The sequence below is a fragment of the Moorena sp. SIO3I8 genome (assembly GCF_010692325.1).
Lineage (GTDB): Bacteria > Cyanobacteriota > Cyanobacteriia > Cyanobacteriales > Coleofasciculaceae > Moorena.
Map to the genome: position 1 here is coordinate 12,506 of NZ_JAAHHW010000072.1, position 21,603 is coordinate 34,108.

A 21,603-nucleotide genomic window follows, 5' to 3' on the forward strand; every position below is an offset into this window, starting at 1 on the left:
TGTGAAGTAGATGGCCTAAACTATAAAAAACAAGCAAAAATGATGAAGATTGCGATCGCTCAACTCAACCCCACCATTGGTGATATTACAGGCAACGCTCAACAGATTCTTGAAGTAGCCAAGACTGCTGCGAGTCAGGATGTGCGTCTGTTGCTGACACCAGAATTATCCTTGTGTGGCTATCCACCACGAGATTTGCTGCTCAATCCCAAGTTTCGAGAATCGATGACTACACAAGTGCAACAACTAGCTCAGCAGCTACCAATGTCTCTAGCGGTTTTGGTGGGGACAGTAACACCGAATACCAAAGCAGAGCTTGCTGGTGGCAAACCTTTATATAACAGCATTGCTCTACTAGAGGGGGGAAAAGTACGGCAGATTTTTCACAAGCGACTCTTGCCCACCTATGATGTTTTCGATGAAAACCGCTACTTTGAACCAGGACGGGAGAGTAATTCCTTCACCATTGATCACCAACCATCACGAATCACAACTGAGAATGCCCACTCCCCAATTAAAATCGGTGTTACCATTTGCGAAGACTTGTGGAACGATGAAGAGTTTTGGGGCAAACGCAGCTATCAAGTCAATCCGATCACAGACTTAGTTCAACAGGGTGTAGACCTAGTGGTAAACCTGTCCGCCTCACCCTATAGCGCGGGTAAACAGAAAACTCGGGAAGCAATGTTGCGCCATAGCGCTAGCCGTTACCATACACCTATCCTCTACGCCAATCAGCTAGGAGGCAATGATGACCTGATATTTGATGGGTGTAGTGTAGCATTTAATCAGGCTGGTGAGATGGTATGTCGCGCCCGTGCCTTTGAAACAGACTTAGTCATTTTGGAATATGACCGAGAAACACAGGATCTGGTCACCCCACCAGAAACAACTATACAGTCTCCACCATCGGCAGCCATAGCACCAGCCCCAGCCAGCCTAGACGAAGAAATTTGGTCAGCCTTAGTCCTAGGAGTCCGGGATTACACCCGTAAGTGTGGTTTTAAAAAAGTCGTAATTGGTTTGAGTGGTGGGATTGATTCTGCTCTTGTAGCTGCTATTGCCACCGCCGCCTTAGGAGCAGACAATGTCTTGGGGATTCTCATGCCTTCTCCCTACAGTTCTGACCACTCCGTCAAAGATGCTCTCTCATTAGCACAAAACCTAGGTATTAAGACTCACACCCTAGCTATTGGTTCCTTGATGCAGGGGTTTGACCAAACCTTAGCCTCCCTATTTGCCGGGACAGAGTTTGGTGTGGCTGAAGAGAATATTCAATCCCGAATTCGGGGCAGCTTACTGATGGCGATCGCCAATAAATATGGCTATCTCCTGCTCTCCACTGGCAACAAGTCAGAGATGGCAGTGGGTTACTGTACCCTCTATGGTGATATGAATGGTGGATTAGCTGTAATTGCCGATGTTCCCAAAACCCGGGTCTACTCCCTATGTCGGTGGCTAAATTCTAAGGCAGAGGAGTCCCAGGTTAATCAGGATTTGCAGGTTAGTAGGGTCAAGGTTGAACCTTCAGACTCCTCTTCTAACCTTCAACCTGATCAGCCTCAACCGGCTAACCTAACTGACTCGAACGCCAAAGGCGAACAACCTTTAAGCCAAACAGAAATTATTCCTTCTAACATTATAATTAAGCCCCCTAGCGCTGAATTAAAACCTGGTCAAGTAGACCAAGATTCCTTGCCATCCTACGATATCCTAGATGATATTCTGGAGCGACTGATCCACCAGCACCAAGCCCCGGAGCAAATTATTGATGCAGGTCATCAGCCCGAAGTGGTTAACAAAATCATCCGACTAGTCGCTCGTGTTGAATTTAAGCGCCGACAAGCTGCCCCAGGCTTAAAGGTTACTGACCGCGCCTTTGGTACTGGCTGGCGGATGCCAATTGCTAGTCGTTGGCTATAGGATTAGTCTATCTCCAACGTATATCTGCTAACAGTCAGCATATGTGGAAACTCATTGACGATTTGCTAGAGCTTTCGAGAGTTAGCGGTGACCCGATGGAGCAACCTTTTATTTTACCTTTCCACCCTTCACAAATTATTGGTTATAATAACACCATTGCTTCGTCTCCTCCACACCTGAAAACTATGGCCATCACTACTGATCTAATGATTAGCACTAGTTAAATTACAATTGATGATCTGTTTGCAAACATAAAAATGGCAAAATGGCAGCCATGTGTTTCATTTTTAATGCAAATCCAAACATAAAAATGGCAAAATGGCAGCCATGGGTTTCTTTTTTATGAAAATTCAGGATTGAAGATGGCTAAGGTTAATTATGGCGCTTAGTAAATTTAAGCTGTTAGGAATTGAATTTACAGAAATCGCAGCTTGTTTGCCCCCATGCTTGACGCGGGGGATGAAAATAAGTTAGGGGATGCACACCCCTGGTCTACTTTGTTTGTGATTAGGAGGTGATCTAACTAGTGCAATACGGGACAAAGAAAATATTATTATCTGGATTATTGTCTGGGAACATACCAGATGAAACTAATGACCTCCTTGTTTTATGGTGTGAACCAGCCAACAACATGTACAAGCAGGCTTGGTAGGCAGTAAGACAGACTTCTAAACGAAAACTGTCAGTATTACACTTACTTTGATGCTTATGATATGTACCGAGTTGGTCGAAAACACAAGAGTATTCCTATGGTCAACTTTGCAAAGATTTCCAGGATAATCCGCACTACAAAGCACCTCCTGTTCACCAAGGTCAACAGGAGGTGCGACCCGTGGCGAATTTAATTCTTAATGGGTCAAGCGCACCTATACTAAAGTCGGTAGTTCAAGCCTGCTTTTATTATAACCAATTATAATCTCCTGTGCTTGACGCGGAGGATAGTTCAATTGTTTTAACTCGTTCTAGATCTGTTGGGATTAAACCTAAAATTACCTGAATTATACATAACCAACTATCCTCCGAGTCAAAAGCTTCGAGTTAGGAGCTTCGAGTCAGAATAATTGATTTTCCAGGAATTTTTAGGAGAAATTGGCTTGGGAATCCACTAATCGTTATTGCTCCTCCCACTAACCTTGCTAAATTATTGTCCTGATTTCTGAATTTTGGATCATGTATACTCATCAAAATTTGCCCATTAATTACCTCAAGATGAGGTAAAATTAAGCTAGTTGTATTTATAGAAGGAGATTACTTATCTCCTAAGACACAATCTTTCTAATCAAGTAGAAAATTATTGATGAATAGATAGGGTAAATCTATGAATAAACCACTGCGAGTTTTGATTGTCGAAGACTCAGAAGATGATGCTGAGTTGCTAGTGGTTGAACTAAAAAATGGTGGCTACGAAGCAATTTATGAACGAGTGGAAGCACCAGGAGCAATGAACGAAGCCCTAGATAATAAAGGGTGGTATCTGGTGATTGCTGATTACTTCATGGCTAAGTTTAGCGCCATTAGTGCCTTACTCCTCTTACAAAAAAAAGGCTTAGACTTACCGTTTATTATCGTCTCCGGCTCGATTAAGGAAAATATGGCAATCGCTGCTATGAAAGCGGGAGCCCATGACTATTTACTTAAACACCAGTTAGCACGATTAGTTCCGGCGGTGGAGCGGGAGTTAAGAGAAGCAAAGGTGCGCAAAAATTACCGGAAGGCAATCAAGAGGTTACAAGACCTGACGTTTTATGACGAATTGACCGGTTTGCCTAATCGGACATTGTTTTTATACTACCTTCGCCAGTGGTTTAAGCCAGTAAAGCCAATTCACAATCGCAAATGTCTACCGATGGCATACCCGATTCTACCAACTCTTTGCTGGGATGAACCAATTGTTGGAAACACTCAGAAGGATAATGTATTTGCTGTGCTATGTCTGACTCTCAGTCGCTACCTACTTATCCAATACAGTCTAGGTGATCTACTCAGTGAACAACTCCTAGTTGCTACTGCTCAACGCTTACAGAAATGCATCGGTGATCAGGATATAGTGGCACAGATGAGAGAGAATAAATTTGGGATTTTGCTCTCGAATATCCAAGACTTAGATCAGGTGAAAGAGACAGCTGAGCGTATCCATCAGGAGATTTCCATCCCATTTGAACTCAATGGGCGAGTCGTGTCTTCTAATTGCTACATTGGTATTGTCCTGAGTACCATGGGGTATGAGCAACCGAAAGATTTGCTGCGAGCGGCAGATACGGCGATGTATTATGCCAAATTAGAAGGTATTGGCTCCTCAGAAGTTTTTCATCCTAGTATGCAACAGAGAGCTATTGAGCGACTACAGTTAGAAACCGACTTACAACAGGCAATTAAATACGAAACATTGCATCTGAATTATCAACCAATTGTGTCCCTGACAACGGGCAAAACTATTGGTTTTGAAGCCTTGGCGAGGTGGCAGCACCGTACTCGCATCAAGGTTAGTCCTAGTGAGTTTATTCCGGTAGCAGAAGAAACAGGACTAATTATCCCCCTTGGGGAATGGATTTTGCGGGAAGCCTGCAAACAGTTAAGCTTTTGGCAAGACCAGTTTCCTGATTATTCTTCTTTGAGTATCAGTGTGAATCTGTCTGGTATTCAACTCAACCAACCCCAGCTGATTGACCAGATTGACCAAATCTGCACCACCTTAGAATTGAGTGGGGCGAACTTGAAGCTGGAAATTACTGAGAGTGTGTTGGTAGATAATGCCTCAGTTGCTAGCACTATCTTGCAGAAACTTAAAGACAGAAATATAAAATTGTGTATCGATGATTTTGGCACCGGATACTCATCGTTTTCCTATCTAAATGATTGGCCAATTGATATCCTGAAAATTGACCGTTCTTTTATTAGCAAAGGATTTCCAAAAAATGGCAAAACTTTGGATACGCTAGAAGCGATAGTTAATCTATCTAAAAAGCTAAAAATTGAGGTAATTGCTGAGGGAATAGAAACCCAAGAACAAAAAGAAATTTTGCAAGATTTAGGATGTGAATATGGACAAGGATTATTATTTGATGAAGCCCTCACTGCAGAAACTGTGACCAATTTGATGTTAACCAAGCCAGATAGGTTTTGGTAATCGCTATAGTAGGAATTAAGAAAGGCAAAAGGTTATCCCCCAATATTCACCGAAGATCGGGGGGCAAGCTTGCATGTAAAAGAGGCCAAACATGAAACCTGACTTGGAAAACAGATCCTACACTGCAAGAGCTGAGCATAAACTAGGTGATTCAGTCTTGAGCACGTCTTACGACTTAGGAAAATGGGCGTTGCTCAATCAAGTAATGAATAGGAGTAGAGTGGGCATCCTGCCCGCGCGAAATAAGGAGGAAACTGGCAAGATGCCAGTTCTACGCAAGATGCCAGTTCTACGCAAGATGCCAGTTCCACCAAGATGCCCATTCTACAAAACTCTTAAAATCATTCCATTATTCAGCAACGCCGGAAAATGCACTCAAGACAATGGACTGAGCACTCAAAACTCAGCACTCAGTTTGCTTAAACGTTTACTAATTGCCACAGCGGTGCTGTTGGCTGTTGTCCCTACCACAACTAGTTGCAGTCTATTGGAACGGCAGCCTCGGTCAAACTCTACCTTGGTCTACAAAGGACCAGTTAGGCAGGAGGTGAAAGCTGGTTCATTGATACCAGGGACTGATATTCGGTACATCAGTAGGACGGAGGATAAAACTGCTGAAGTGTTGATCAATGGACAGCGGGCATTTAAGCGCAGTGGTGACTCTCTAGACTGGACTGGAAGTCCTCTGAGGGGAGTCGAAATGCGCCTCAACCAGCGGGTATTAGTTTATAGTGATGAACGCCTACAGGCTGGTGGTACTGTTCGTCTAACGGTAGATGGGGTATCTTCTCAACCTGGTTGGGTACCGCAGGTACCGGCTCAAACAAACCCCAGTCTAGTCGTTTACAAGGTTCCAGTTTTATACCGAGTCAAGCAGGGAGAAACAATTCCTGGTACCACTTTGAGTTATACCGGCAAAACCGACAAAGGTGCGCAGTTGGGTGGATTACCGACCGGAGAGTCTCCCTACCGCCAAGGGGGTGACTCGATTAGTTGGCGAGGAGAATTACGCCCTAGAGTTTATCTCGATTTAGTAGTGCGTACTACCTTATATAACGAAGACCGTCTGAATGTGACTGGCTTTGCAACAGTTATCCTAGCAATCGGTGGTTGAGGGTTGTTGGCTCTTGGCGTCCCTTTTTGGAGTTTGGATGTTAGAGTTGAGAGTTGAGATGGCTACTTAAATGGCGGGAAGACCCTACATTGGTCGATGGATAACTCTAATGCGATCGCAACTGATAATCAGCATGCCCTGAAAAAACTGGCGTCGGCAGTAGAAGCCTCTCAGGGACAGTTCAAGCTGATTTTAGCCCGCTGTAATTATATTAGGGTGCGTTTCCGTTTGGTAGCGCAATTATCAACACTCTGGGACCTTGACATTCATACCGTAACCCTTAAGCCATCAGACAACGTGCTCTATGACACCATTCGGTCAATAGTGGGAGAAGAACGCCCTAGTGCTGTGATGGTGTTGGGCTTAGAATCGGTGCAGAATCTAGCACAGATGCTGAGTGTTACTAATCAAGTGCTCGAAGAGTTTCAGAAAAATCTTCCTTTCCCCTTAGTGTTATGGATTACAGATGAGGTTCAGCAGCAACTAACCCAGTTTGCTCCAGATTTCGAGAGTTTGGGGACACCGATAGAATTTGCGATGTTCCTTTGGAACCGCTACGCGATCGCAACAGAAACCTTAATTACTGAACTCAAAGAGACTACCGATGCTATCTTTGACTATATTTTAAAATCTAATATTATAGCATATTTTGTCCCTACTGATATAGGTATTCTACGTTACCGGGAAATTGATGCTGCTCTGAAGGATTTACAGCATCGCGGTGAAACCCTAGAACCTGCGCTCAAAGCTAGTATAGAATTCCTTCGCGGTCAACAGGCCTATGCTAACTCTCAGTTGGGTAGTGCAGTAACTCACTATGAGCAAAGTTTGGCATTTTGGCAACCAGCGCCAAGGGAGACTGAGAGATGGGGAGATTACCAGATCAGGAGATCAGGAGATGGGGAGAGTGGGAAAAATGTTTCTTCATCTAATTTAGATAATTTAGAATATCTAGATAACTTAGAATATCTAGATAACTTAGAATATCTAGATAACTTAGAATATCTAGATAATTTAGAAGATATAAATAACTTAGAAAACGGGAGTGATACTACGGTAAATGAGATTACCGTTTCTGATCAGCAATTCCTGGAGCGTCAGGGAATCGTCCTGTTTTACATTGGGTTGTGTTATTTCCAGCAGGGGGAAAAGTCTCGGGAACCAGAAAACTGTCTCTATTGGAACGATGCTAGAGGATTATTCCAGCAGTGTCTTGATAGGTTTGAGCAGTTGAATCGTCATGATTTAGTCACTAAGTTGATCAATCAACTAGGTGAGGTGATGCAACGTCTAGAGGATTGGGATGATTTGTATCACTTAGCTCACAATGCCCTAGGGTTACAGCAACGCCAAATCCTATTAGGGGCGCAAGGTCTGGCACCACTAAAAGCCCAAGCTTACGGATTTTTAGCAGAAGTCGCTCTTAACCAATCTCGTTGGCAAGAGGCTAAGCAAAATGCTCAGAAAGCATTAGACACTATAGCGACAGTTTCCTCTGGTGTGGCACAAGAGGGCACAGAGGAAACAGAGGAAACAGAGGGTACAGAGGGCACAAAACCATGTCTTAACTCAGGAGTCGGCATTCAGGAGAATGCACTCCAGACAATGCACTCACTTCAAACTAGTCTGTATCTACTACTGTTAGCTCAATCTGAGCAACGGCTAGGTGAAGCTGAAGCTGCACTCCAACACCTAGAACAGGCAAGGGTTATTGCACCTCAGGATAATCCTCGGTTTTACAGTCGGATTTTGCAGGGATTGCGATCGCTTTATTTCCAGCAGGGGCAGTATCTCCAAGCTTTCCAACTTAAGCAATATCAACAATCGTTAGCGCAACAGTATGGTTGGGGAGGGTTTATTGGTGCTAGTCGATTACAGCCACGACAACGGATAAGGTTGGTGGGGTTGCCAACAAATTTGATCGGAGCGCAACGCCTTGCCCCCCTAGAGGAGGAGAATCGAAAAACTATAGCGCTAGAAATTGCGGCATCTGGGCGACAGCAGGATGTGAATCGCTTGATTGAACGGATTGGAAGCAATGATTACAAGCTAATTGTGATTCATGGGGAATCGGGGGTGGGCAAGAGTTCTCTGGTGAATGGGGGATTAGTACCAGGGTTGAAACAGACTGTGATTGGTACAGAAGATGTGTTGCCTGTAGTGATGGCAGTCTATAGCAATTGGGTAGAAGAATTGGGACGGTTATTGGCAGAGGCATTAAATAGAATAAATTTAGAGACATTGCATGGAACATCTCTACAAAGTCCAGATATTATTATACAGCAATTGCGGCAAAATGAACAGCACAATTTGCGGACAGTACTGATTTTTGACCAGTTTGAAGAATTTTTCTTTGTTTACCTGGATAAAGCTGAGCGACGGCAATTTTTTGAATTCCTAGGAGAGTGTCTTACTAGTCCGTCAGTGAAGGTGATTCTGTCGATGCGGGAGGATTATCTCCATTATTTACTCGAATGCGATGGACGTTCGCGTAGCGTCGGCTCTGCCGAGAGTCCCGCTTTCAGCGAACGCGCAGCATGGTCGGGTAGCGCTAATCCCATGCTGAGTATGGAAATTATTGGCAATGACATATTGAGTAAGCATGTGCGCTATCCTTTAGGGAATTTTTCCCGAGATGATGCCAAGTCGGTGATTGAGCAATTAACTAAACAATCGCATTTTTACCTGGAACCAGCTTTGATTGAAGAATTGGTACAGGATTTAGCTGGGGAGTTCTCGGAAGTACGTCCGATTGAATTGCAGGTAGTAGGAGCGCAATTGCAGGCCGAGAGTATTACTACCCTGGAACACTATTGGGAAGGGGGTTCAAAGCAAGGATTGATGGCGCGGTATTTGACTGGAGTAGTGGAGGATTGTGGACCAGAGAATCAGCAGGTGGCGGAACTGGTGCTATATTTACTGACAGATGAAAAAGGGAATCGTCCACTGAAGACCAAGGCTGAGTTAGCTAATCATTTAGGAACAGAAGCTGATAAATTAGAGTTGGTGTTAAGGATTTTAGTAGAGTCGGGGTTGGTGGTTAAGGTACCGGATATTGTTGCTCACCGCTATCAATTGGTGCATGATTATCTTGTTTCTTATCTACGACAACCAGCACTGAAGTTAGATGAGTTAATTACAAAACTAAAACAAGCTGATCAGGCTAAGCAGGTATTGGAAAATACTAACCAAAAAGCCACCCATCAGATTAAGATTGGGTCAGCAGTATTGAGCCTTACATGGGTTAAGTAAAAGGACACAACAAATTGGCTCTAGCTTCGGTGACACTGATAATTTTCATGAGTCATTTTACTAACGTACAACAAATTGTACCACTTCCACAAGCAATGCAGTCGCTCATGGGCAGCGACTGCATCAACATAATATAGCAGGCAAAGGAAAGGAAAAATTGCCTCAAACTCAGACATTCAGGATCTGCAGCTGCTAAACCTAATCACCGCAAAACCCTATCGGTATTAGCGGCTTTGGGAGGCTGACTACGACGGATATCCCGCCAAATTTGAGTAGCTGCTAATGCTCCATCGGCAGCAGCAATGACAACCTGATTCAGTCCTACCTTTAAATCACCAATGGCAAAGATACGAGGATGGGAAGTGCGGGCCATCTTATCTGTAACCAGATTCCCTCCCTTTTTCTCCAAATCAAATGTATCTAGATATTGGGCATGGTATTTGGAACCCATGGAAATCAAGCCAGCTTCTAACTCAATTACTCGACCATCGGTTAATTCCACTCCAGTCATCTGATGGTCTTCCCCTAAAAATTGCTCAACTGGGGTTTCTATGATTTGATAACCCTGTTGTTGTATTTTTTGTCCCAATTCATCATTTACCTCGAACAATCCTTGGGTAAATAAAGTAATTTCAGAAGTAAACCAACCCAGAGGAAAAACTACTTCCGCATTACCTGCAGTGCTAGCAAATACCCCCACCTTTTTATCAGCCATTTCATAACCATCACAAATGAGACAGACCTGGAGGTTATAACCTGCGTAATCATAGACATTTCGCATATTTTACAAGGCTGGCAAATAGTCAATAATGCCACTAGCAGCAATCAGATATTTAGCCCGAAAGGTATAGTATTCACTATTGTTTCGACCGACTTTTACTCGCACAGCAAAGGTCTCACCCTCATCAATTACTTCTTCGACAAAAGCATCTAGTAAATCGCCACCGATAGACAAATAATGCTCTTTACCTTGTCTAAGAACAGAACGACCAGGGGTATCGGGAGGTAAACCCAGGTAGTTGTGGAGTTCCTGCATCCAAAAAGAGCGGGCTTTGCCTTTATCGATAATCAAAGTATTGAGTAAGTAACGCTGGAGATAGATTCCCGCAGAGAGACCTCCTGCGCCACCTCCCACAATAATTGTGTCGTAAATTTTGTCAGTGGATTCTTGAAGATTTTGTTTTTTGAGTTTCATGATATTATCTCTGTAGTGATTTGGAAGATAGCAATTATCTATGCCATGAGGTACAAAGGGATCCCCCTAAATCCCCCTTATCAAGGGGGACTTTGAGGTTGATAACCATACCTCATAAATCCTAGAAACGCTATAAAAACTATTAGAATTAAATTTACATTTAATTTAAATGTCCTGTTTTAACGTAAATTAAACAGCCTTCTTTACTAAAGGGAGTATGAGTACTGCCATGAGGATTACGTATCCAAGTTCCTTTAGGATAAGTTCCATGTTCATCTTCAAACACCCCGTCAATTACATAAATTTCTTCTCCCCCAAAATGACTATGGTGTTTAAAAACAGTTCCAGGTTCCCATTTCACTAGGGCAACATTCTCTGTACTATGAGTATGTAATGGCATTACCTGTAATCCTTTAACTAAACCTGGAACCCAAGAGTTGTTAGTTGTATCGATTACTACTCGCTCTTGATCTTCAGGAGACATTTGCCATAGTTTCACCAGAATCGTACAACCTGATTCACTCTTAGGAGTATGGCTTGAACCTACGGGATTGCGGACATAAGTACCAGGGGGATAATCTCCTTTTTAATCAGAAAATATGCCATCTAAAACCAGAAATTCTTCACCACCACCATGAGTATGAGCAGAAAAGGAACTACCAGTTTCATAGCGAACTAGAGACGTTGCTCTGGCTACTTCCTCTCCATCCCTTTCCAAGATCCGACGCTGTACACCGGCCATAGGAGAATCAACCCAAGGTAGCTCTTCGCTATAGACAACAACTCGTTGACTTAAATCTGCATGAATCTGCATGGTAACCTCCTGAAATTAGGTTTATTGTTGGAATCTCTAATTATTGCTTGAGATTGCTACTATCATCACCTGTCCGACTACTTATAGCGGTTTTTAATTGGGTGAGGTACAGAGTCCTGGGTTTTAGGGAATATTGATTGAGCAGTTGTGGGTTGTTATCAATAACTTGAGCTCTTCCCCAAATCTTTAATCGGCGACGGTGAGCGTAATCCATCAAAAATAGAAAAACGCGATCGCTTTCAGACAAGTTACCGACACTGATGTATTGCAGATTTCCTTGAAAATCCACAAAACCCAAGGTTTTATCGTCCAGAACTTTGAGGAATCCTTTAGGTCCTCCACGAAACTGGATGTCAGGCCAACCGTTACTGTTGACTTAGTAAACTATCGAGTTGTCATAGCAACCAGCACTCCCAGTAACTCATCCACAGGTGTTAAATAGCGGTCATTAAGATCCACCATCGCCTTGCCTTCTGGTGTCAGAGCCAGGAATCGCCACACTTGTCCCGTCGTAACAGTTCCATATACTGTTCGCTCAGCCATCTCTGGCTCTTTTTGGTTAACCAATAGAGCTGCATACATCGTAGCCAGGCATTGAGGGAGTCCCTCATTAATATTTTCGTTTTTTGCCTCTACCACTACCACCACTGGAGCTTTGATCGTTAACTTATCTGGGTTATCAGTAAGGATGAAATCAAAAAATCCAGTAAGTCCCTGTGCTGGATCTACATTAAAGTTTTTGCCAGAAAACAGACTAATACGAGGGTTTATGACTGTAATTTCACTTAAAATAGGAGCGATTAGATATTCAGAGCGAGCTTTTTCAGTATTGATAGCAGTTGCTAGTGGCACAAAGCGTCTGAGAGCTTCCTGAAGAAAGTCACTGGGGTAAATTGGGTCTGCTTGAATCAGAGATGGCACAGGTTCTAGCATATCAATCCCTAGAGAAGCTAGTGTGTCTAGAGATTTAAAATCACTGTAGGACATTCACATCTCTCCTAGGTTTTAAACTTGACACTTGTTACTTGTTACTTGTCAAAGGTCAATTTTAAAGTAATACTTAACACTTAACAAGTAATAATAATTCAGCCAAATAATCGATAATTCCTGGAAATAATACCGAATTGTTTGGCTGCTCAAGCTCTTATTTATAGCTAATTAACCTGGATTTATACCTTAAAAATTACTAACTCAGAAACGCAAGGTACTAGACTTGGTGTAGCTTTCGTCCCCCGCCCCAAGCACGGGGGTTTTGAGCTTTCAAGAACTCTTCATAAATATGAAAGAGAAGATGGAAATTAGGACAAAACCAATAACGAGATTCTCGACAGGTAGGGTAGATTGAGGGTTTTCAAGAAAATTGACTGTCGGTCTGACCACATTTTCCAGATTTATGGGATTGTTAAACTGGACTTCTTGGAAATAAGAATAACTAGGCTCATAACTAGGCTGTTGGGGATTGATCAACACTAGAGAAACAGCTTGATCCATCGGACTCACTTCGGCTAATTCTTCAAAAACCAAGTTACGGCTACCGTTAGCAGTCCTGGCGATGGCTGGACTGGTTGAGTTATAATAGAGATCTGTGGTGAGAGACACTTGACTAATAATTATTACTATTGGTAAGGTTACAGGTAAAGCACCGCCTAGGCTATAGGGGTTTCTAGCCCAATCATACCATTTATAAATAGGATTTATAGATAGTATTTATACATAAGTCAACTGCGAAGACAGGAATAAAAATAAGCTCAAAGGAAGTTTAGGGGCTAAGACTGTTGGCATTTTGCTCTTCTCAGCACGATACCGATGTACACAGATACCAAATAGACTCAGATTAGTCTATCGGTTAGTCTATCCGGTATCTGTGTGTAAAAATCCATGGTGTGCTTTTCTGGTTGATCAAATGCATTCAGGGGGGACTATATAAAAGCCTGGTTTTAAGCCATAGCTGGATAAAGCATCACCCCTAGAGACACCACACCAGCAATGATCATGAGTCCAGCTGGCATAAACTTGCGAGTTTTAGCGAGCCGGATGGCAAAGACAATCACCAGTGCAGCTGCTACGGCTATCCCTAAGGTTTGTGCCCAGGGTTGTCCTTGAAGCTGCATTATTCCAGCAAATATTAGCAATAAACCGCTGATTATACCAGAAATGAGAGATATTTTGCTTTTGGCTTTAGCATAGCCCATGATTCCCCCGATCAGGGCTAAGATGCCGTATAAGAGTACTGCTGCAATACTTAGATTCATCATTAAATTTTTTGTCAAACTGAACTAAGTTATACCTCTAGCTCGATACCTCTATGGTCAGTTCAGCAGAAAACTTAACATTAGGGAGTAGGGAGTAGGGAGTAGGGAGTAGGGAGTAGGGAGTAGGGGTAACTAGTTGAATGTACCTTATAAATATGGTAAACCCTATAACGGCTATAGCAATTATCATACTCATCAGGTACACAGGATTTTTGTTCACTCCCCCCCCTCCCTGGCTCCGGGTCTCCAACTCCACAAATATTACACCTACTCCCTACTCCCTGCTCCCTGCTCCCTAAAACCCAAGGATTTGTACCTCACCCAATTGATAACTGCTATTATCAAAATAAGAAGTAACGCTGTGCCATGGGTAAAACCGTTGCGGGCTCGCATGTTAATAATTCCCCATCAGCTCTGACTTCATAGGTTTCTGGATTGACCTCAATCTGTGGCAAGGCATCGTTGAGTTTCATGTCGGTCTTGCTCAAGTTTCGGGTGTTGGAAACGGCAACAGCAGATTTTTGTAAGCCAATTTGAGCTGGGATGTCTTGGTCTAAGGCAGCTTGGGAGACAAAGGTAACGGATGTGGCTGCGATCGCACCACCAAAACTACCAAACATCGGACGCATATGAATCGGCTGGGGTGTGGGAATACTAGCATTGGCATCACCCATTTGGGACCATGCGATCGCACCACCTTTAATCACTATCTCTGGCTTGACTCCAAACATGGCTGGACGCCACAGACACAAATCCGCTAGCTTCCCTTCTGCGATGGAACCGACATAATTAGCAATTCCGTGAGCGATCGCAGGATTAATCGTATACTTGGCAACGTAACGCTTGGCTCGGAAATTGTCATTTTCCCCAGTTTCCCCAGTAGTGGTGGATAACATTCCCCGTTGCACTTTCATTTTGTGGGCTGTCTGCCAGGTACGGATAATCACTTCACCCACCCGTCCCATGGCTTGAGAATCAGAGGCAATCATACTAAAAGCCCCTAAATCATGAAGGATATCCTCAGCAGCAATAGTTTCCCGACGAATCCGGGACTCAGCGAAGGCCACATCTTCAGGAATGCCCCGGTCTAGGTGATGGCACACCATGAGCATATCCAGATGTTCTTCTAGGGTATTAAGGGTATAGGGACGGGTAGGATTGGTAGAAGAGGGCAATACATTAGCTTCACTACACACTTTAATAATATCTGGAGCATGACCTCCCCCTGCTCCTTCGGTGTGGTAGGTGTGAATGACTCGGTTTTTGAAGGCAGCAATGGTATTTTCCACAAACCCGGCTTCATTTAGGGTATCGGTATGAATTGCCACCTGGACATCAAACTGATCCGCCACACTTAAACAGGTATCAATAGCGGCTGGAGTAGTCCCCCAGTCTTCGTGCAGCTTCAATCCCATGGCACCTGCTATCACTTGTTCCTGTAATCCCTCGGGTTTGGCACTATTGCCTTTACCTAAAAACCCTAGATTCACAGGAAATGCATCGGCAGCTTGCAGCATCCGGTGAATATTCCAAGCACCAGGAGTACAGGTTGTGGCGTTAGTGCCAGTGGCTGGACCTGTACCACCGCCGATCATAGTAGTGATACCAGATGCGATCGCAGTTTCAATCTGTTGGGGACAAATAAAGTGAATGTGAGCATCAATCCCCCCAGCAGTGAGAATCATTCCTTCCCCAGCAACTGCTTCGGTGCTAGGACCAATAATAATAGTGACATTGTCCTGGATGTAGGGATTTCCGGCTTTGCCAATGTTGACTATTTTGCCATCTTTAATACCAATATCGGCTTTAACAATACCCCACCAATCCAGGATGAGGGCATTAGTGATCACCAAATCCACAGCACCCTCAGCGCGGGAGATGGGGGATTGTCCCATTCCATCTCTAATCACTTTACCACCACCGAATTTAACTTCATCACCATAGGTGGTGTAGTCCTGTTCCACTTCGATCACTAGTTCTGTATCAGCCAAGCGGATGCGATCGCCTACGGTAGGACCATAAGTTTCGGCGTAGGCACGACGATCCATACGATAACTCATCAATAACTCCTTGATTGAGGGTAATAGGTAATGGGTAATGGGTAATGGGTAATGGGTAATTTTATCCCCTTGGCCAAACTCTCGGATTACCTGTGGGTAGGGCTTGCTTTAGAAAAAAAATAGTAATTATATATCAAGTTGAGCTATCAAGTTGACCATTTATTTTGCCATTGAAGCCGTAGACCTGACGACTACCAACAATAGTGACTAATTCCACCTCTCGTTCGTCTCCCGGTTCAAAGCGGATAGCGGTGCCAGCTGGAATATTTAACCGCATGCCTTTAGTGGCTTCCCGGTCAAATTGGAGAGCTTCGTTGACTTCAAAGAAGTGAAAATGAGACCCTACTTGAATAGGGCGATCGCCTGTATTCGCTACCCGTACTCTGATGGTTGCACGACCAGCATTGAGTTCTATTTCCCCTGTTTGGGGAATGATTTCGCCTGGAATCACTAACTAACTCCTTAAACCCTGACTAGCTTTTTATTATCTCGTGAATTAGTTGATTATCTCGTAAATTCGATTTTTTTTGTAGCCTTAACTGACACACTGAAGCAGGGCAAACGCATCTACCTCTCTTCTGTCACTCAGGGAGTTGTAAAATGAAGAGCAAACCTATTAAACCCGTCAGTCGAGTATGGTAGAGGCGAGACAGGCTGCTTCCACAGTGAGAAAAGTAGATACATACTGTGAACTGTACAAAAACTTATTTGTAGAAGTAAGAGCCTAGGAGTACTTTAAATACATTCATTTGGGACGTGCTTAGTGACTTTGAAAGAGTTGACCAGAGATAGCTAAGGTAGTAGGGTTAGAAAATGCACAAGGATTACACCATTGTCTTGATGCAAAGCGCGAGTGGGGGAAACCACGGCAGACGAAACGAAGCGAGAGGGTCGCCTTATTCAAAAATATTTAACCCTTTTCTGCATAACCTGCTGACTATAAAGGCGACCCTCTCTTACGGTAACTATCGCCAAAGGCGCGCTTGGCCGTAGGCCACGCCAAAGGCGAACGCGAACAAACCACTCGCCCTTTGCATCAAGACAGAGAAGTTATTTAGGGAAAGAGAGGATTAAGACAATATTGGGAGAGCACAACGGATAAAGAGAGAATACCAGCCGATTCAACTTGGTTTGTCATGACGAAAATTCCCAAAATCACCTATGACAAAGTTGGCCAAATCTATCAAATAAGAGCTTGGGTGGAATATGGATTTAAACAAACTAAAAGTGAATTAGGTTGGGCAGATTTACCCGTAAATAATTCTGGTTAAACCATTTTTTTATTCTTGATAAACTTCCATATTTATTACTTATTTAATTCGGAGAGTGACAGAAGAGGAATATATTAACTGCTTGTCCAGGATAAAGCTATATCGTTAGCCGACTGCTAATAGTTGACTGTTTAGATCAGATCAAGTCTGCTGGCGTCGTTCGTTTATAGTCTTAGTTTTTTGGTCAAAAGTCCGTTGTCATTTGTTATTGGTATTGAGAGTCCATAGCCTCAACACCTGCAGAAGACTCTTGTGTTATACAATACCAATGCGCTTCGGACTTGATATCATGCAAAACTTTCTTGTCGCCATTGATTTTTCCGAGATCAAGCCAGTAGTGATTGCCCAAGCCGAAATACTTAATCCTTAATCCTTCATAATAAAATTAATGCATCCAGTTGATTACATCATTGTTACTATTTACCTGATTTGTATAGTCCTTTTTGGGGTTATTCTTCAACGGAAAGCATCTGAGGGTATAGAATCCTACTTTTTGGGAAATCGCAATCTGCCCTGGTGGGTTTTGGGGGCTTCTGGAATGGCCTCCAATACTGATTTGGCTGGGACGATGGTGATCAGCGCCTTAATTTATGCTCTGGGAACGAAGGGATTTTTCATCGAAATCCGGGGTGGCGTTGTCTTAATTATGGCTATTTTTATGATATTCATGGGCAAGTGGAACCGACGGGCAAAGGTGATGACTTTGGCGGAATGGATGCACTTGCGCTTCGGCTCAGGACGGGAAGGCAATACGGCTCGGATCATAAGTGCTGTTGCTAATATTATCTTTGCTATTGGCTCAATGAGTTACTTTTCGGTTGGGGGGGGCAAATTCTTGGGGGAATTTCTGGGTATTGATGACCGCTATGCTTCGATATTTTTGATTTTGCTCGCCCTGGTATACACGGCTGTTAGCGGTTTTTACGGCGTGGTATGGACGGATGTATTTCAAGGTATTTTGATTTTTATTGCGATTATCTATATTTGTGCGATCGCATTCTCTACGGCAACTATCCCGGATACCTTCTCGGTCTCGATTCCTGGGGCTGAGCAATTGCAAACTTGGAATTTCACAGAGTGGAGCAGCATCTCGCCCCCAATCACAGTTGATCTACCGGGAGACTATGCCATATTCAACTTGTTCGGTGGCGTGATTTTATTCTATCTGTTCAAAGAAATTATGGTAGGGTTTGGCGGCGGGGGTGGCTATATGATCCAACGCTATTTTGCCGCAAAAAGCGATCGCGAAGCTGGGTTACTGTCCCTATTTTGGATAATCTTGCTTTCTTTCCGTTGGCCCTTGGTTACAGCCTTTGCAGTATTGGGTATCCATTACGGAACCACTAAGGCGGTAATTGCTGACCCTGAACTTATCTTACCAACGGTGATCGCAGAATATGTGCCAGTGGGGATAAAAGGGTTGCTGATAGCTTGTTTTATTGCAGCAGCTATGTCTACCTTTGACTCAATCATCAATGCTAGTGCTGCTTACTGGGTTAAGGATATTTATCAAGCTTATATCAATCCCCAAGCCTCTAGCCAACAACTAATTATTCAAAGCCGCTGGGCATCAATTGTAATTGTAGTGGTGGGATTGCTATTTAGTTTCAATATCACCAATATCAATGACATTTGGGGATGGCTAACCCTGGGACTAGGTGCTGGACTGTCTATTCCTCTGGTGTTGAGATGGTACTGGTGGCGCTTTAATGGCTATGGATTTGCCCTTGGGACAGTGGCGGGGATGGTAGCGGCTATTTTAACCAAGGCAATAGTAATACCCAATTTAAATTACGCTCAATTTCAGGAATATGCGCTGTTTCTCATTCCCAGCGTTTGCTCATTACTAGGATGTATCGTAGGAACATTTTTAACTGAGCCAACTGACCGGGAGGTGATGGATAATTTCTATCGAGTCACTCGACCGTTTGGATTTTGGGGAGTAATCCGTCAAAACCTCCCAGCTAATAGTCAGGCAAAAATCAGGAACGAAAATCGGCGGGATATTCTATCTACATTGATCGGAATTCCTTGGCAGATAGTTTTGTTTTTAATGGGAATCATGTTGATGATGAAACGTTGGGATAATTTTGGTATCCTGTTGTTTTTATTTATTATCCTATCTATTTGTTTGTACTTTAATTGGTTTAGACACCTGTCAAAAGAGGTGAGAGTAGATTAAGTTTTAAAGTATAACAAAGGGAATCGGGAATCGGGAATCGGGAATCGGGAATCGGGAATCGGGAATCGGGAATCGGGAATCGGGAACAGGGAAAAGTAGGAAAGACCGCGCTGCATCACTACTCCCTACTCCCTACTCCCTACTCCCTACTCCCTATTCCCTCAAACCCCCCGATTACCGATTACCGAAACAACTGGACAGGATATCAGAGGACAAAGAAAAGTCCAAATCCCAAAATAATTGCTCCAACTGCAACAGTCAATGACCAGAAACGATGGTAACTGTTGACAGTGGCGCTATTGCTTTCCAAGTGGATCAAGTCTAGCCAAGGGGCAATTCCTCTGCGGAACCAGCCAACTACATTGACTTGGGAGCCAATTAAGTTCTGCACCTTACTGCTACCAAAGAGGAAGTTACCGATTGGACCAAAGCGAGAAGCATAGCGCGTATAAATCATCCCACTGGGGTCTTGAAGCTTGAGATCGGAACCAAATTTATAGCCAGGATCTCCGCGACCAATTAACTCACCTTGGAGTTTCACGGGACGACCACGCAAAGGACTGGCGTAGGGGTCACACATTAAGGTGAAGATATCCGATCGAGACGATTGCTTGAAATCTGGGTACATCACTAGGGTCTTAATCAAGGTTCCCACAGCAAAGCCAAAGAGCATAAAGCTGGGTAATACTGTTACTTGAGCAGTCCAACTCAAGACGATAGAAGCAATCATTAAACCAGTAATACTACCAATGAATTGAGCATTGAACAATACGATATCCACGGCAAAATTACCATAGAGCTTTTTCTTACTGAGCTGATTGCCTTCTCGGACGACAGTAGCCATATCAAATTCAGTCTCTAAGTCCATTTGCTCAGCATAAGTAGGTGAACTACCCCGACCTACTACGTTGTTCGCGTTCGCGCAGCGGAGGCCGTAGGCCACGCTTCGCGAACGGCTTTGCCGAAAGCGTGGCCTACGGCCAGGTCGGGGCTTCCAGTTTCACGGAAGAATGCCTTAACTTGGACGGGCGTCCACGTCTTGGTCTTGCTTCTTCTCCACTGGCGTTGACCTCCTCCGTCCCAGAGGAGGCTAGCATTCTGATGCCTTCTGCCCTAATATTCTTTGCCGCATTACCATCTCTATCGTGATGAGTTCCACAATTTGGACAAGTCCAAGTCCTGATATCCAGTGGCAACTTTTTGATTCGGTAATGACAATTAGAGCAGGTTTTGGAACTAGGGAACCATCGACTTATTTCGACCAACACTTTCCCCTCTTTCTCGCACTTATAAGAAAGAAAATTCACAAAAGTTCCCCAACCTAGATCAGATATTGCTTTAGCTAATTTATGGTTACGTTCGCGAAGCGTGCGCGTAGCGCACAGCATGCCCTTGACATTTAGGTTTTCGACTACCACTACTTGGTTGTTGTCAACTATCTTCCTAGATAGCTTATGGAGGTAGTCTTGGCGGACATTTCCAATCTGTTCGTATACCTTAGCTACAATCTTTTTGGCTTTTTTGCGCCCATTACTGCCTTTTTTCTTTCGGGCAGCAATACGTTGCTTTTTGGCCAGTTTATTTTCGTACTTAGCTAAGTGCCTTGGATTCCTAAACTTGGAAATCTTTTCGCCATCGTAGGTAATAGCAAAATCCTTAATGCCCAAATCAATTCCGATAAACTTTCCCTTTGTGGAAGGCTGTAAATAATCCGAATCATATTCCATCAACACAGAAGCATAGTACTTCCCAGAGGGGGTTTTACTGACGGTTACAGTTTTGATTTCTCCATCTAGTGGTCGGTGAATTATTGCCTTGACAAATCCTAATTTCCCAGGAAATTTAAGGCAGTCATCAACTTGTTTTACGTTCTGGGGATACTGAATCGATTGGCGCTGATGATATGATTTGAACCTAGGATATTCAGCCCTAGCCTCAAAGAAATTTTGATAGGCACGACTAAGATTGAGGCTCACAGATTGTAAAACCTGAGAATAACATTCTTTTAGCCATTCAGTCTCTTTTTGTTTTTTGAGTTTTGGTAGCATAGAGTTGAGTGCAGATTGTTTTAGCCCTTTGCCAGTTTCTTTATAGGTTTCTATACACTGATTTAGCGCATAATTCCACCACCAACGAGCACACCCAAAATGTTGGGCAAGGATTTGAACCTGTTCTTGGGTGGGATAGATTCTGACTTTGACGGCTCTATGTTTCATTACACTCAACCTCTTTATCGACCTTAATTACTATTATATATATTTTCTATTAAGGAGTCAAGGTATAAAGCTGACTGACGGACACTTTTTTTTGTACATTTAGCAGTACATTTAGGCCCAGGCATCAAATTCCTGAATCAGAGAGAAGGTAATCTTTCGATAGTAGCGGTCACGAGCTTTTTGGGAAGCGAAACAAG

At 43.5% G+C, this 21,603-nt stretch carries 17 protein-coding genes and 2 pseudogenes; 6 read left to right on the top strand and 13 right to left on the bottom strand.

The features are described 5' to 3' along the window. The first annotated feature begins 42 nt into the window (after positions 1 to 42). The 5 genes from F6K51_RS23510 (at position 43) to F6K51_RS23530 (ending at position 9,416) form a co-directional block, all read left to right on the top strand. Positions 43 to 1,923, top strand: a complete 1,881-nt coding sequence (locus F6K51_RS23510) for an NAD+ synthase (protein ID WP_293024776.1) — start codon at positions 43 to 45, stop codon at positions 1,921 to 1,923. Positions 1,924 to 1,964: 41 nt separating this feature from the next. After that, a complete protein-coding gene (locus F6K51_RS23515; protein WP_293024753.1) occupies positions 1,965 to 2,147 on the top strand; it encodes a hypothetical protein in 183 nt (60 codons plus the stop codon). 1,094 nt (positions 2,148 to 3,241) lie between these two features. Continuing rightward, entirely contained in the window at positions 3,242 to 5,050 is a 1,809-nt protein-coding gene (locus tag F6K51_RS23520) for an EAL domain-containing protein (RefSeq protein ID WP_293024755.1), read from the top strand. Positions 5,051 to 5,207: 157 nt separating this feature from the next. Beyond that, positions 5,208 to 6,164, top strand: coding sequence for a hypothetical protein (locus tag F6K51_RS23525; RefSeq protein ID WP_293024757.1), 957 nt, complete (start codon positions 5,208 to 5,210; stop codon positions 6,162 to 6,164). Between the two features lie 96 nt (positions 6,165 to 6,260). Beyond that, positions 6,261 to 9,416 carry a hypothetical protein gene (locus F6K51_RS23530; RefSeq protein WP_293024759.1) on the top strand — a complete coding sequence of 1,052 codons (3,156 nt, stop codon included), beginning with the start codon at positions 6,261 to 6,263 and terminating at the stop codon, positions 9,414 to 9,416. 202 nt (positions 9,417 to 9,618) lie between these two features. Here the strand turns inward: F6K51_RS23530 and F6K51_RS38530 are convergent, their stop codons facing one another. The 11 genes and pseudogenes from F6K51_RS38530 to F6K51_RS23580 form a co-directional block, all read right to left on the bottom strand. Further along, entirely contained in the window at positions 9,619 to 10,197 is a 579-nt protein-coding gene (locus F6K51_RS38530) for an FAD-dependent oxidoreductase (protein WP_364303355.1), read from the bottom strand. Between the two features lie 3 nt (positions 10,198 to 10,200). Continuing rightward, entirely contained in the window at positions 10,201 to 10,611 is a 411-nt protein-coding gene (locus tag F6K51_RS38535) for an FAD-binding protein (protein WP_364303352.1), read from the bottom strand. A gap of 160 nt (positions 10,612 to 10,771) precedes the next feature. Continuing rightward, on the bottom strand, positions 10,772 to 11,110 hold the full coding sequence (locus F6K51_RS23540) for a cupin domain-containing protein (RefSeq protein ID WP_293024778.1): 339 nt from the start codon (positions 11,108 to 11,110) through the stop codon (positions 10,772 to 10,774). Further along, positions 11,111 to 11,425 (bottom strand): annotated as a pseudogene (locus tag F6K51_RS23545) (cupin domain-containing protein); the annotation flags it as partial. A 40-nt stretch (positions 11,426 to 11,465) separates the two neighbouring features. Then, positions 11,466 to 11,789 (bottom strand): annotated as a pseudogene (locus F6K51_RS23550) (pyridoxamine 5'-phosphate oxidase family protein); the annotation flags it as partial. A 20-nt stretch (positions 11,790 to 11,809) separates the two neighbouring features. Next, positions 11,810 to 12,412 carry a hypothetical protein gene (locus tag F6K51_RS23555; protein ID WP_293024761.1) on the bottom strand — a complete coding sequence of 201 codons (603 nt, stop codon included), beginning with the start codon at positions 12,410 to 12,412 and terminating at the stop codon, positions 11,810 to 11,812. A gap of 273 nt (positions 12,413 to 12,685) precedes the next feature. Beyond that, a complete protein-coding gene (locus F6K51_RS23560) occupies positions 12,686 to 13,024 on the bottom strand; it encodes a hypothetical protein (RefSeq protein WP_293024763.1) in 339 nt (112 codons plus the stop codon). 338 nt (positions 13,025 to 13,362) lie between these two features. Continuing rightward, positions 13,363 to 13,677: a TMEM14 family protein gene (locus F6K51_RS23565; protein ID WP_293024780.1), complete on the bottom strand. Its 315-nt coding sequence runs from the start codon at positions 13,675 to 13,677 to the stop codon at positions 13,363 to 13,365. Between the two features lie 37 nt (positions 13,678 to 13,714). Next, on the bottom strand, positions 13,715 to 13,897 hold the full coding sequence (locus tag F6K51_RS23570; RefSeq protein WP_293024765.1) for a hypothetical protein: 183 nt from the start codon (positions 13,895 to 13,897) through the stop codon (positions 13,715 to 13,717). A gap of 121 nt (positions 13,898 to 14,018) precedes the next feature. Beyond that, a complete protein-coding gene (gene ureC, locus F6K51_RS23575) occupies positions 14,019 to 15,737 on the bottom strand; it encodes an urease subunit alpha (RefSeq protein ID WP_293024767.1) in 1,719 nt (572 codons plus the stop codon). Positions 15,738 to 15,870: 133 nt separating this feature from the next. Then, entirely contained in the window at positions 15,871 to 16,188 is a 318-nt protein-coding gene (locus F6K51_RS23580; protein ID WP_293024769.1) for an urease subunit beta, read from the bottom strand. A gap of 1,208 nt (positions 16,189 to 17,396) precedes the next feature. Here F6K51_RS23580 and F6K51_RS23585 point away from each other — a divergent pair. Then, positions 17,397 to 19,190 carry a sodium:solute symporter gene (locus tag F6K51_RS23585; protein ID WP_293024770.1) on the top strand — a complete coding sequence of 598 codons (1,794 nt, stop codon included), beginning with the start codon at positions 17,397 to 17,399 and terminating at the stop codon, positions 19,188 to 19,190. 205 nt (positions 19,191 to 19,395) lie between these two features. Here the strand turns inward: F6K51_RS23585 and F6K51_RS23590 are convergent, their stop codons facing one another. Both F6K51_RS23590 and F6K51_RS23595 read right to left on the bottom strand, forming a co-directional pair. Continuing rightward, the gene (locus F6K51_RS23590) at positions 19,396 to 20,133 is read right to left on the bottom strand and encodes a hypothetical protein (RefSeq protein ID WP_293024772.1); all 738 of its coding nucleotides are present in this window, start codon (positions 20,131 to 20,133) and stop codon (positions 19,396 to 19,398) included. A 31-nt stretch (positions 20,134 to 20,164) separates the two neighbouring features. Next, positions 20,165 to 21,406 carry an RNA-guided endonuclease TnpB family protein gene (locus tag F6K51_RS23595; RefSeq protein WP_293024774.1) on the bottom strand — a complete coding sequence of 414 codons (1,242 nt, stop codon included), beginning with the start codon at positions 21,404 to 21,406 and terminating at the stop codon, positions 20,165 to 20,167. Positions 21,407 to 21,603: the final 197 nt, after the last annotated feature.

Bases quoted from the DNA above. Each gene is read 5' to 3' on its own strand.
- F6K51_RS23595 (WP_293024774.1), bottom strand. From the start codon at position 21,406: ATGAAACATAGAGCCGTCAAAGTCAGAATCTATCCCACCCAAGAACAG.
- F6K51_RS23515 (WP_293024753.1), top strand. From the start codon at position 1,965: ATGTGGAAACTCATTGACGATTTGCTAGAGCTTTCGAGAGTTAGCGGT.
- F6K51_RS38530 (WP_364303355.1), bottom strand. From the start codon at position 10,197: ATGCGAAATGTCTATGATTACGCAGGTTATAACCTCCAGGTCTGTCTC.
- ureC (WP_293024767.1), bottom strand. From the start codon at position 15,737: ATGAGTTATCGTATGGATCGTCGTGCCTACGCCGAAACTTATGGTCCT.
- F6K51_RS23530 (WP_293024759.1), top strand. From the start codon at position 6,261: ATGGATAACTCTAATGCGATCGCAACTGATAATCAGCATGCCCTGAAA.
- F6K51_RS23520 (WP_293024755.1), top strand. From the start codon at position 3,242: ATGAATAAACCACTGCGAGTTTTGATTGTCGAAGACTCAGAAGATGAT.
- F6K51_RS23555 (WP_293024761.1), bottom strand. From the start codon at position 12,412: ATGTCCTACAGTGATTTTAAATCTCTAGACACACTAGCTTCTCTAGGG.
- F6K51_RS23565 (WP_293024780.1), bottom strand. From the start codon at position 13,677: ATGAATCTAAGTATTGCAGCAGTACTCTTATACGGCATCTTAGCCCTG.
- F6K51_RS23585 (WP_293024770.1), top strand. From the start codon at position 17,397: ATGCATCCAGTTGATTACATCATTGTTACTATTTACCTGATTTGTATA.
- F6K51_RS38535 (WP_364303352.1), bottom strand. From the start codon at position 10,611: ATGAAACTCAAAAAACAAAATCTTCAAGAATCCACTGACAAAATTTAC.
- F6K51_RS23510 (WP_293024776.1), top strand. From the start codon at position 43: ATGAAGATTGCGATCGCTCAACTCAACCCCACCATTGGTGATATTACA.